At 64.1% G+C, this 11,400-nt stretch carries 10 protein-coding genes; 4 read left to right on the forward strand and 6 right to left on the reverse strand.

The window, feature by feature from the left end; all coding sequences use genetic code 11:
- Positions 1 to 231 precede the first annotated feature (231 nt).
- From AC07UX_RS11060 to AC07UX_RS11075, 4 genes are all read left to right on the forward strand, one after another.
- On the forward strand, positions 232 to 897 hold the full coding sequence (locus AC07UX_RS11060) for a response regulator (RefSeq protein ID WP_495192049.1): 666 nt from the start codon (positions 232 to 234) through the stop codon (positions 895 to 897).
- A gap of 27 nt (positions 898 to 924) precedes the next feature.
- On the forward strand, positions 925 to 2,421 hold the full coding sequence (locus tag AC07UX_RS11065; RefSeq protein WP_495192050.1) for a sensor histidine kinase: 1,497 nt from the start codon (positions 925 to 927) through the stop codon (positions 2,419 to 2,421).
- Positions 2,422 to 2,518: 97 nt separating this feature from the next.
- Positions 2,519 to 3,937 (forward strand): CapA family protein, encoded by a 1,419-nt coding sequence (locus AC07UX_RS11070; protein ID WP_495192051.1) that lies wholly within the window; start codon positions 2,519 to 2,521, stop codon positions 3,935 to 3,937.
- A gap of 162 nt (positions 3,938 to 4,099) precedes the next feature.
- Positions 4,100 to 4,903 (forward strand): thioesterase family protein, encoded by an 804-nt coding sequence (locus tag AC07UX_RS11075; protein WP_495192052.1) that lies wholly within the window; start codon positions 4,100 to 4,102, stop codon positions 4,901 to 4,903.
- Between the two features lie 7 nt (positions 4,904 to 4,910).
- On the opposite strand, the gene AC07UX_RS11080 is transcribed toward AC07UX_RS11075, so the two are convergent.
- The 6 genes from AC07UX_RS11080 to AC07UX_RS11105 all read right to left on the reverse strand — a co-directional run bounded on the left by AC07UX_RS11080 (position 4,911) and on the right by AC07UX_RS11105 (position 11,398).
- Positions 4,911 to 5,870: a glycoside hydrolase family 43 protein gene (locus AC07UX_RS11080; RefSeq protein WP_495192053.1), complete on the reverse strand. Its 960-nt coding sequence runs from the start codon at positions 5,868 to 5,870 to the stop codon at positions 4,911 to 4,913.
- On the reverse strand, positions 5,867 to 7,060 hold the full coding sequence (locus AC07UX_RS11085; RefSeq protein ID WP_495192054.1) for a glycosyl hydrolase 53 family protein: 1,194 nt from the start codon (positions 7,058 to 7,060) through the stop codon (positions 5,867 to 5,869). Before AC07UX_RS11085 ends, AC07UX_RS11080 begins: the two co-directional genes overlap by 4 nt.
- A 67-nt stretch (positions 7,061 to 7,127) precedes the next feature.
- Positions 7,128 to 7,883, reverse strand: coding sequence for a 2-dehydro-3-deoxy-D-gluconate 5-dehydrogenase KduD (kduD, locus tag AC07UX_RS11090; RefSeq protein WP_495192055.1), 756 nt, complete (start codon positions 7,881 to 7,883; stop codon positions 7,128 to 7,130).
- A 49-nt stretch (positions 7,884 to 7,932) separates the two neighbouring features.
- Positions 7,933 to 8,772 carry a 5-dehydro-4-deoxy-D-glucuronate isomerase gene (gene kduI / locus AC07UX_RS11095; protein ID WP_495192056.1) on the reverse strand — a complete coding sequence of 280 codons (840 nt, stop codon included), beginning with the start codon at positions 8,770 to 8,772 and terminating at the stop codon, positions 7,933 to 7,935.
- A 99-nt stretch (positions 8,773 to 8,871) separates the two neighbouring features.
- Positions 8,872 to 9,837, reverse strand: coding sequence for a glycoside hydrolase family 43 (locus tag AC07UX_RS11100; RefSeq protein ID WP_495192057.1), 966 nt, complete (start codon positions 9,835 to 9,837; stop codon positions 8,872 to 8,874).
- A 52-nt stretch (positions 9,838 to 9,889) separates the two neighbouring features.
- Entirely contained in the window at positions 9,890 to 11,398 is a 1,509-nt protein-coding gene (locus AC07UX_RS11105) for an MFS transporter (RefSeq protein ID WP_495192058.1), read from the reverse strand.
- Positions 11,399 to 11,400: the final 2 nt, after the last annotated feature.

The raw sequence follows: 11,400 nt of genomic DNA on the forward strand, positions 1-11,400 counted from the left end.
TTTTTTTGCGACCCGAAGGCTGTGGATTGTCATCCCGCCATTCGTCTTCCCCAATGTCCTAACCGGAGTCGCTGTCATGAACCTGACACAATGGGTCGGACACGGTCGGATGCGTAATCAAAGGCAAGATCGGCCCCGGATCACTTCGCATTTGCAATCCAACGCATGATGCGTATCGCAATTTAATGTCGATCGGGCATGAAGTCCGAAGGACGGAAGGTTTGTCAGTTCATGCGTTTGTTGCTGGTGGAAGATGACGAGCGGCTGGCCCGCGGCATGGTCGCCTCGCTGGAGGCGGCAGGTTTTGCCGTCGATATTTTGACGACCGGTGAAGACGCCCTGAAACTCGCCGACCAGGAACCCTATTGCGCGATCATCCTGGACCTTGGCCTGCCTGACATGGACGGGCTTGACGTACTGAGCCAGTTGCGCGCGCGCGGCGCAGCCACGCCCATCATCATCCTGACCGCACGGGACATGATGGACGATCGCATCCATGGCCTCGATCGCGGCGCCGACGATTATATGGCCAAGCCATTCCATCCGCGCGAACTGGAATCGCGCATCCGCGCCCTTGTACGGCGCAGCCAGGGGCAGCTGGACCCGATGCTGCGGATCGGCACGCTGATGTTCGACCGGTCCAGCCGCACCGTCTATCTCGACGACAAGATGCTCGACCTGCGCCGCCGCGAACTGGCCGTGCTGGAAACGCTGATGGGCCGGCCCGGCAAGGTCATTGCCAAGGAGCGTCTGTCCGCCGAAATCTTCAATTTCGACGACGCCGTCACACCCAATGCGCTGGAAGTCTATGTCGGCCGTCTGCGCCGCAAATTGCAGCCGTCCGGCCCCGCCATCCGCACCGTGCGCGGGCTTGGCTATATGATAGAGGCTGCCTGATCCGCATAATCTGCTAACAGCGTGACGATGCGGAGCCTGCCCCCCTCATTGCGCCTGCGCCTGACCGGCGCGGTCATGATGCCGCTTGCGGCGTTGGTCCTGCTGTTCGGGATCATCACCGCCTGGGTGACGCATGATACGGAGGCCGACACGGTCGATCGCGTGCTGGTCGGCTCGGTACGGACGCTCAGCCTCGTCTATAACAGCCGTTCGCCGGAGCGGGAGAGCCTGTTGCCGCTCGCCGTCCACCTGCTCCAGCGCCGGGCGCGGCCGGTCGTCCATTACAGCGTCTATCGCGGCAGCCGATTGCTGGCAGGCGATCCTGCCCTGCCGCCGCCGGCCGACTATCGCGAAACATGGGATGGCGCGATCGACCCGCATGCGCCGGCAACCTTCGTCAACGCCTATCGGGCCAACCCTACGGTGCGCGGCTATCTCGATCCGGCCGACGCCCGACAGGTGACGCAGGCCGCCTATCTGCGCGACGGTATATTGCACGGCAAGCCGGCCCGCATCGCGACGGAGATACGCCGCCCTACCGGCGAAACCGGCCTCATCGTCATCCAGATCGCCGACTATATCGACGATCGTCGTGACTATGAGCATCAGTTCATGATCCGGGTGCTGCTGGTCGGGCTTGCAGTGCTGGTCGTCACGGGCCTGCTCTTCTGGTGGGCGATCCGCTGGGGCCTGCGCCCGCTCATCGACCTCACCAATCAGGTGGAAATGGCGCAGCTGGATGCCTCGCCCGCTTTCCGTCTGAAAAGCAGCGACAGCGATCCGGCCGAGATCCGTCCCTTCGTCGCAGCCTTCAACGGCCTGATGACCCGGCTGGAGCGGGCAAGCAATTCGCTGCGGCAATTCACCTCCAACGCCTCGCACCAGATGCGCACGCCGCTCGCCGTCGCCCGTGTCCATCTCGACGTGCTGGAACGCTACGGCCCCCATTCGCCGCAGGGGCAGGCCGCGCTCACGGATATTCCGCACGCGATCGATTCCCTTGAACTGCTGCTGCGGCAGATGATCGCACTGGCCCGCAGCGAGGATCAGGGGGACATGCAGATGCAGCCCTTCAATCTTGCGGCGCTCGCCGCCACCATCATTGCCGATCGCGCCGCCCAGGCGCCCGCTACCCTCGACATCGGCTATGACAATCGCATGGACGGCCCGGTCATGGCGCTCGGTCAGCCGGCGCTGGCGGGCGAGTTGCTGGGCAATCTGCTCGACAATGCCATTCGTTACAACCGCCCCGATGGCGCGGTCGCCGTCAGCGTCTGGCTCGACGATCAGGAGGCCGTCGTCGAAATCGACGATAACGGCCCCGGCATCCCCGCCGACGAGCGGGACAAGGTATGGGAACGCTTTTATCGCATTAGCGGGCGCACGGCGGCCCCCGGCACCGGCCTTGGCCTGCCGATCGCCCGCGCGCTGGCCGACCGCTTGGGCGCACGGATCGCGTTGCGCGACGGCCGCACCGGGCAGGGGCTGTGCGTCCTCATCCGCTTTCGCCTCCCTCCGGTCTGACGCAGGCGGCGCGGCTATGTGACAGGTTCATGTCAGCCGCCTTGGCTAAGTCTTGCCGGGTCTGCCGACATCGGCATCGTCCAAGGGGACCGCGTTCATGCCTGCCATTTCTCCTCGCCGCGCGCTGCGCACCCTGCTCTGCGCCGGTGCCGCCGCCATCCTGTCCACCGCCTTGCCGGCCCATGCGGAGGAAGAGGAAAGCGGTGGCCAGCTGACCACCACCACCGTCCCCAGCACGCCCATAGCGGGCGATTTCAGCTTCGCGGCGGTGGGCGATCTCATCTATTTGCGGCCGATGATGGCGACGATCGAAAGGCAGTCGCCCGACATGCTGCGCATCCTGCGCGGTGCCGACATCACATTCGGCAATTTCGAAACGACCGCGCTCGACCTCAAGACGTTCAAAGGCTCGCCCCAGGCCGAATCGGGTGGCACATGGATGCTCGCCGACCCCGCCGTGCCGGCCGATGTGGCGAAAATGGGCATCGATATCGTCAGCCACGCCAACAATCATGCCACCGACTGGGGCGTGGAGGGCATGGCCGAAACGCTCGACCTGCTGGACGCCGCGCACCTCACACATGCCGGCACCGGCCGCAGCATGACCGCCGCGCGCGCACCGGCCTACCATGACGCGCCGTCCGGCCGCGTCGGCCTGATTTCGGCGACCACCAGCTTCACGCCCATGTCGCCCGCCGCCGATCCGCTGGGCAAGGTGCCCGGCCGCGGCGGTGCCAACGCCATCCGCAGCACCGAAATCGGCCTTGTATCGGACGCCGACCTTGCCACCATCGCCCGCTTGGCCGGCACCAAGGCCGGCGCACCGGTCAAGATGAAGGGCCGCGAATATCGCGCGACCGCCAATCCGGCCGTGCCGATGAAGATCGAATATGACCTGAATGCAAAGGACGTCGCCGCCAATCTGCTCGCCATCCGCCAAGCCAAGCAGAATGGCAATTTCGTCGTCTTTTCGCTGCACAATCACGAACCTGGCAATGCCAGCCAGATCGTCGCCAATTTCGCGCAGCCTCTGGCCCACCAGGCGATCGACGCCGGCGCCGACGTCTATGTCGGCCATGGCCCGCATCAGTTGCGCGGGATCGAAATCTACAAGGGCAAGCCGATCTTCTATTCGCTTGGCAACTTTGCGATGATGAACAATTCGCTCGATGACCTGCCGGCCGACATGTACGATCAATTCGGCATCACGCCCGGCACCGTCACCGCGCCCGAACTGCTCCAGGCGCGCGGCGCAAAGGAATTTGGCGATCCCAACCTCTATGAAACGGTGATTGCCGTCAGCCAGTTTCGCGACGGCAAGCTGAGCGAAATCCGTCTTCACCCGATCGACCTAGGCGTCACCGCCACCGGGGCCGGGCGCGGGGTACCCCATATGGCGGACGCCACCACGGGCGCGCGCATCCTGGAACGGCTCCAGCGCCTGTCGCAGCCCTACGGCACGCAGATCGCCATCGAACGCGGCATCGGCATCATTCGGCTGAACACCGCCAAATGATGCTGCTGCCGGCCTGATCCATCCGTCTCCACGCCATCGAGCTGGGTGGCGGAGACCGGCAGGGCCATCATCATGGGCATTTCCAAATTGCGCGCCATGCGCCTATCACTGGCTGATCCAAAAGACAGGTGACAGGCGTGATGATGCGAAGGGGATCGGGACTTGCAGTCTGAAGAGAGCGGCCCGCAGGCCTATTTTCGGCGCACGGATGACGGCCGCTTCATGCCTACCGCCCATGTCGGGGGCGCCTGGAATGTCACCGAACAACATGTCGCGCCGGCGATCGGCCTGCTCGTCCATGCGGTCGAGGCGGATCATGCCGCACGCCGCACCGACCGCCTGCAAGTCGCACGCCTGTCCTATGACATATGGGGCGTCATCCCGATGGAGGCCGTCGAGATAGAGGTCGCCATCCTGCGCCCCGGCCGGACCATCGAACTGGCCGAGGCGCGCCTGATCCATGACGGCCGCCCGGCCATCATCCTGCGCGCCTGGCTGACCCAGGCCTATGACAGCAGCGCACTGGCAGCGGTCAACTTCCCACCACTGCCGCCACCAGACGCGATGCCCGCCGGGGATCCCTCCGCCATTTGGGACGGTGGTTTCATCGCCAGCGTAGAAGTGCGGCGGGTGGAAGAAGGGCAGGGGCGTGCCCGCTGCTGGGTCCGCTCACCCTTGGCCCTGCTCGATGGCGACACCGTGTCGCCTGTCGCTCGGATGATAGGCTTGGCCGACATCGCAAACGGCCTTGCGCCGCTGGCCTTGCCACGGGATGCGGTCTTTCCCAATCTTGATCTGACCGCCCATATCTTCCGGCAACCGGCGGGCGACTGGCTGGGCTTCGACATATCGGTATCCGCCGGCGAAAGCGGTATCGGCCTTACCCACAGCATATTGCATGACGCCGCCGGTCCGTTCGCCACCGTATCGCAATGTCTGACCATACGGCCCCGACCGTCAGCCTGACCGCGCCTCAGCCGATCGCGGTCACCAGCGACCCGGGCACTCTCAACAATGACCCATGCCGCGCGCCTGCCGGCATGGTCAGCCTTGCGCTGACATCCTCCCACTCGACCATGTCGCGCGTCATCGCCGCGCCCCACCGTCCTTCCTTATAGACGTCATAATAGCAGACCAGTGCATCGCCGATCCGCGTCGCCATCGGCCCTTCGACCCAGGCGGGAGAAAAGGGTTTGGAGAGCGCCCCGAACGGCCCGGTCGGGCTATCTGCCTTTGCCATCTGCAAATATTTGCGGGGCGGGGCGACCGTCTCGTCCTTGACGATCAGATAAAGGTCGCCGTCCGGCCCGTGCGCGAAACTGCCGTCGATCACGCTGAAACCGGGATCGTAGAGTGGCTCAGGGATCGAAAAATGGACGAAATCCGCCGTGCTGCTATGCCAGATCCGGTGATTATAGCCCGATTCCGATGCACCCGCCGTCTCCGCGAAACGGCCGCTCACGGTGCTGGACCAGAATATCTGGTGCCGACCGGTGCGCGGGTCGTGGATCGCTTCGGGCGCCCAGCAATTGCGGGTGCCCGGCACATCGGCCATGACGGGGATGGCCTGCTGCGCCGACCAGTGGATCAGGTCGCGACTGGTCGCATGGCCGATCGTCACCCCTTCCCAGGCGGTGGTCCACAGCAGATGATAGACCCGCCCGTCGTGGAACAGGAAAGGATCGCGCAGCAGCTTTTTCTCCCCCACCGCCGGCACCAGCAAGCTTCGCCCGCCAGCCAGTGTGCGAAAGGTGAAGCCATCCTCGCTTGCCGCCAGCTTCAGCCCGTCCGCTTCACCCGCCTTGCCGGTGGTGAAATAGGCGAACAACAGCAGCTCTTCCCCGCGCGTCATTCGCCCGGTCGCACGAGCGGCCGCTGTCATGGCGGCCAGGCTCATGGCGCCCAGCCCCAGCGTGAAATCCCGGCGCCTCATCGATAGGCTTTCGCCATCTCGCCATAGAGTTTGAGCAGATCGTTGGCGACATAATCGCCACCTTCGCCCATAGGGCCCGTCGGCTCCGGCTTGGGCACCGCTTGGGCGCTCGCGAGGCCCCCTGGCGCTTCGGCACTGTTCAATCCTTGCGAAATCAGGTCGGGCTTGGCGCCTTCGCCCGCATTGTGGCCGTTCAGGTCGAATATCGCCTCCTGATGCCGCGTCGGCTCCCAGATGAACGCACCCCAGCCATGTTTGCCCGGCAAGGCATGGACCAGATCGTTGATGTAGCGCTTCCGGCTCGAATATTCCGCGACCAGCAGCCCCTTGTCGGGGTAACGTTTGACGAACTCGCCAAAGCTGGTTTCCCAGTCGCCCTGCGCCCGCTGCTGGTAGCAGGAAAAGCCGATGACATCGAAATCGACCTTGCGCGCGATCAGCGCGTCGGTCCATTCGCGCACGATCGGCCAGTGGCGCCCCAGATGATTGTGCAGCTGGATCGCGACGTCCGGCTCGGCCCGCCGCGCGCCTGCAATGCCAGCGCGCAGCAATTGCGCAAAGCCGTCAAACCCGCCGACCGCGCCGACCTTGGCATGATTGGCGTCGGTCACCGGATTGCCGGTCGATGTGGACAGCTTTACCCGCCCGTGTGGCCAGAGCATGCCAAATGTCGTCTCGTTGCCGATCACCGCCATGTCGACCGGGGCGCCGCCCGCCCGCATCGCCACCAGCGTATCGTGCGTATGCGCTTCGACCGCTTTTGCCAGTTGCGCCAGATCGTAACCGGCCCAGGCGGCCGGCACGCCCTGATGCTCCGGATCGGCCCAGATATCGCTATAGTGGAAACTGAGCACCAGATAGAGGCCCGCCTCGCGGATGCGCCGGCCCAGCTTGATCGTCTGCGCCAGTCCCGCCCACGCCTTGTCCGGCTCGCGCCGCGAATAGCCCTTTGCCGGATCGACGAAGATGCGTAGCCGGATCGCATTGAAGCCGGCATCGCGCAGCAGCTGTATCGGATCTTTCTGTCCGCCATCGACGAAATAGCGCGCGCCCGCGGCCTCATCCTCGGGAATCCAGCTGATATCCGCACCGATCAGATAGGGGCCGGGCCGGGCGCCATTCCTGGTCCTGCCAAAAAGCGGCTGCGGCAAGGCTATGCCTATCGCCGCAAGGCCGGTGGCGCTCAACATAGTCCGACGATCGGGCATGTCTCTCTCCTGTTGCTATGCGAAAAGGGGGTTGCTCCCCCGTCTTATGTCAGCGCGCGAGCCACCCGCCATCGACGGCCAGCACATGCCCATGGATATAATCGGCGGCGCTGGACGAAAGGAACACGGCCGCGCCGGCGATGTCGCTGGCCTTGCCCCAGCGCCCCGCCGGAATCCGCTCCTGTATCTGCCGGTTGCGCGTCTCGTCTGCCTGTAATGTGGCGGTATTGTTGGTCGCGATATAGCCCGGCGCGATCGCATTGACGTTCACGCCCTTGGCCGCCCATTCGTTCGCCAGCAGCTTGGTCAGCCCCGCCGCGCCGCTTTTGGACGCGGTATAGCTCGGCACCCGGATGCCGCCCTGAAACGAAAGCAGCGACGCGATATTCACGATCTTCCCGCTGCGTTGGGCGATCATATGCCGCCCCGCCGCCTGGCACAGGAAGAACAGCACTTTCAGGTTGGTATCGATCACCGCGTCCCAGTCCGCTTCGGTGAAGTCGATGCTGTCTGCGCGGCGGATGATCCCGGCATTGTTGATCAATATGTCGAGGCCACCCAGCTTCCCGACCGTCTCGTCCACCACCCGCTGCACCGGCCCGATACTGCTCAGGTCCGCCGAAATAATCTCCGCCCGGCGTCCAAGCGCGCGGACCTGTGCCACCGTCTCTTCCGCCGGGGTGCGACCCACCGCCGCGATGTCCGCCCCCGCAGCCGCCAGCGACAGCGCGATCGCCTGGCCGATGCCGGTATTGGCGCCCGTGACGATCGCCACCTTGCCGGTCAGATCGAAGATAGTGCTCATGTCAGGACTCCCCGGCCCCTCCCGCGCGCGCCGGAGGGGCGATAAACCGTTACGCCAGCTGGCAGATATCCAGCACATTCATGTCGGTATAATCCTGATTCTCGCCCGCCATCGCCCAGATGAAGGCATAGGCCTTGGTCCCTGATCCCATATGAATCGACCAGGGCGGCGAGATCACCGCTTCCTCGTTGGCCATGACGATGTGCCGCATCGCCTCGCCTTCCCCCATATAGTGGAAGACGCGGTCGCTCGGCCCGTCCAGCTCGAAATAGAAATAGACCTCGCTGCGCCGCTCGTGGATGTGCGGGGGCATGGTATTCCAAACCGAACCGGGCTTCAGCACCGTCAGCCCCATCACCAGCTGCGCGCTCTCGCAGATGCCGGGAATGACCATCTGGTAGATGGTCCGCTCGTTCGATTCCTCCAGGCTGCCCCGCTCCAGCGCGGTGGCATCGGCGACCGAGATCAACTGCGTCCTGAAGCCCTTATGCGCCGGGCAGGAGGCGAGGTAATAGCGCGCGCCGGCCCCTGCAAATGTCACATCCTTCGCGCCCATCGTCACATAGAGGCAATCCTTGTTGCCCAGCGTGAAGACTTCGCCATCGACCGTCACCGTGCCCTCGACATTGCCGACATTGACGATCGCCAGTTCGCGTCGCTCCAGAAAGGGGTGGCCCGCAGCCGAAGCCGGCTCGCTCTGATCGGGCAGCTTGACGGGCGCTTCCGCCACCGCCACGCCGCCGATCACGAACCGTTCGGCATGGGTATAGTTCAGCACGCATTCCCCGTCGCGGAACAGCCCGCCGATCAGATAGCGATCCCGCAACTCCTCGTTCGATACGCACTCCATCATGTCCGGGTGGGTCGCGTAATAGGTTTTGTCGAACATCGAAATCTCCTTGGGACTTTGCCCTTTTATAGCGCCCATACCATCAAAAGGAAGGATTTATTCCCTTAATGTGGAATGATGTCCTAATATGCGGTTATGTTATGGCGTCAGCCTGACATGCACCGGCGCCTCGCGATCCACGCTGATGATGCCGTCCTTTTCCGTCAGTTCGGCGATCTGCAACACGCTGCGCCGCTTCCAGTCGAAATCGGCCCTGGCCGCATCCTCGCCGTCCTGATGCACGAAATAAAGGATATAGGCGCGTTTCCCCGCAACGATGATATCGGGATGCTGCCCTTTGGCGCGATCGGTCGGCTGCGATCCCGGCGTCGCCAATATATGCCCCGGCTGCGTCGTCCAATGCGCCCCATCGTCGGATCGCATCACCAGCAACCCCTTCCACGCATCGGAAATCAGCCAATATCGCCCCTTCCATCGGAACGCCTTGGGCCCTTCGCCCGGCGTCCGGGTCAATCGATCCTTGACCGTCCAGTGGATCAAATCCTTGCTGTCGGCAGTGACGATGGCCTTGTTCTGCCGTTCGTCATTGAAGAACAGTCGATAACCGCCTTTCGGTAGCGCCAGCACGCTCGCGTCGATCACGCGATCGGACCCCAGCTCCAGCCGCTCGCCACAGGTCCAGCTTTTCAGGTCCGGGCTGGTCAGATGGACGATGAAGCGCGGCGCGTTCCAGTCGCGGAATATGCCCGGCACCACCGTCAGCCACATGTGCCACTGGCCCGCCAGCCATTGCACTTCGGGCGCCCACAGCGTTTCGCCGGTGCAGGCCCTGGGAATGGTGGCCGTCCCGCCATAGGCCCAATGCGCCCCGTCCTTCGACCGGGCGACGCCGATCGCCGTGCCATGGACCCAGCGCACATCCTTGGGGTCGTCCATCGGCAGGTCGGCGCGCCGATTGGTGTAGAACATCACCCACTCGCCCGTCTTGCGATCCCGAACGGTGGAGGCGTCGGCCGCCCCGTCATGCACCGGATCGCGGAACAGCGGTTTTGGCGCAATCGGCCCGTTCGCGGCGGCGGCCATCAACGCCAGCGCCGCAATCATCGCGGCACCCTCCGGTTGGACGCATGGGCTGGCATCCGCACGATCCCCTCGCTCATGCCGCTGACCGGGCGACCGGATTGTTGCCCCATAGCTGTTCGTAGCGCCAGCCGGACAGATCCTCGACCACCATGGCGGCGGCGGGGGAGGAGGGGGTGGTGGCGCCGCTGCGCAGATGCTCGATCTCGCGCATCAATATGTCATGGGTCGCGGGGCTCAGGCGGAAACGGCGCGAAATGAAAATGCCGAAGGCCAGGCAACCGACCGTCCCCACGCCCAGCAACAGCGCCATGGTCAAGATCGCACCATGGCTCTGCGCCTGTGCGCCCGACACGAACCCGCCGGCCTGCATGATGAAGCCCACGGCCACGACGGCGGCGGCCTGCGTTGCCTTGCGCACGAAGGTCATCACGCCGGCAAAGCTGCCCTCGCGCCGTTGGCCGGTAACGATCTCGTCCACGTCCGCCATATAATTATAGGTCGCCCAGGGAATGTAATTGAGCGCCCCGCGCCCCAGACCCACCAGCACGATCGGCAACCATATCCACGGTGACGTCGCCGGCACGCCCAGCAGCCACAGCGCCAGCAGCGCGAATACGCCCAGGGCGAAATCGGCGGCTGCGACCTGATAGGCCTTGGCGGGCGACGCGCGCAGCGCCAGGTTGATCGCGATGATGACCGCCACGAACTGCACGATATACATCGTGCCCAGCAATCCCGACGCGATCGCCATCGACCCCGACAGCGCGAAGATCACGAAGAAGGTGAAGGCCGCGTTGAAAATATCCTGGCTGATATAGCCGCCCAGATACATGCCCAGATGCAGGCGGAACGCCCGGATGCGCATGGTCGAAAACAGGTTGCGATACAGCGCCTTCAACGCCTGCCCAGCGCCGCCCGCACTCTTGCGCTCCGGCGTCGCGTCCACTCCTCCGGGCATATGCCGTTCCCAGCTGAACAGGTAGAGCAGCCCGGCCGTCACCATGAACAGCGCGGCAAAGATCAGGCCCATGTAGAAGAAGGTATCGGCGCTGTCCCGGCCCAGCGCGTTGATAAGCCACAGCGGCAGAAAGCCCGCCAGGATCGCCGACGCCTGCCCGAACAGGATGCGCGATCCTGCGAATTTCGCCTTGGTCCGATAGTCGGTCGACATTTCTGCGGCCAGCGTCTCGAACGGGATGATCTCCATCGCATAGACCAGCTCGAACAGCACATAGCTGACCAGATAATAGTAGAAACCCTGTCCCGGCAGCCACATCAGCGCGAAACTGGGCAAAAGGGGTATCGCGGCCAGAATGAAGAAGCGGCGCCGACCGAATTTCCGTCCCAGCCAGGTCGATCCGAAATGATCGGAGATATAGCCGATCATCGGCGAGGCAAAAGCGTCCAATATGCGCGCCACGGCAAAGATGGTCGCTGCCTGTCCGGCGCCAAGGCCGCAAAATTGCGTGTAGAAAATCAGCACCCAGCCGGAAATGACCGCCATGGAACCGGCGCCCAGAACGTCGTTGGAACCATAGGCGAGGTAATTTTGCAGGCGGACGGGTCGGGTTGTTTCAGGCACGT

It is taken from the genome of Sphingobium sp. GW821-FHT02B05 (genome assembly GCF_059421905.1).

Coding starts and splice junctions, on each gene's coding strand:
- AC07UX_RS11060 (WP_495192049.1), top strand. CDS start 232: ATGCGTTTGTTGCTGGTGGAAGATGACGAGCGGCTGGCCCGCGGCATG.
- AC07UX_RS11065 (WP_495192050.1), top strand. CDS start 925: ATGCGGAGCCTGCCCCCCTCATTGCGCCTGCGCCTGACCGGCGCGGTC.
- AC07UX_RS11070 (WP_495192051.1), top strand. CDS start 2,519: ATGCCTGCCATTTCTCCTCGCCGCGCGCTGCGCACCCTGCTCTGCGCC.
- AC07UX_RS11080 (WP_495192053.1), bottom strand. CDS start 5,870: ATGAGGCGCCGGGATTTCACGCTGGGGCTGGGCGCCATGAGCCTGGCC.
- AC07UX_RS11085 (WP_495192054.1), bottom strand. CDS start 7,060: ATGTTGAGCGCCACCGGCCTTGCGGCGATAGGCATAGCCTTGCCGCAG.
- kduD (WP_495192055.1), bottom strand. CDS start 7,883: ATGAGCACTATCTTCGATCTGACCGGCAAGGTGGCGATCGTCACGGGC.
- kduI (WP_495192056.1), bottom strand. CDS start 8,772: ATGTTCGACAAAACCTATTACGCGACCCACCCGGACATGATGGAGTGC.
- AC07UX_RS11100 (WP_495192057.1), bottom strand. CDS start 9,837: ATGATTGCGGCGCTGGCGTTGATGGCCGCCGCCGCGAACGGGCCGATT.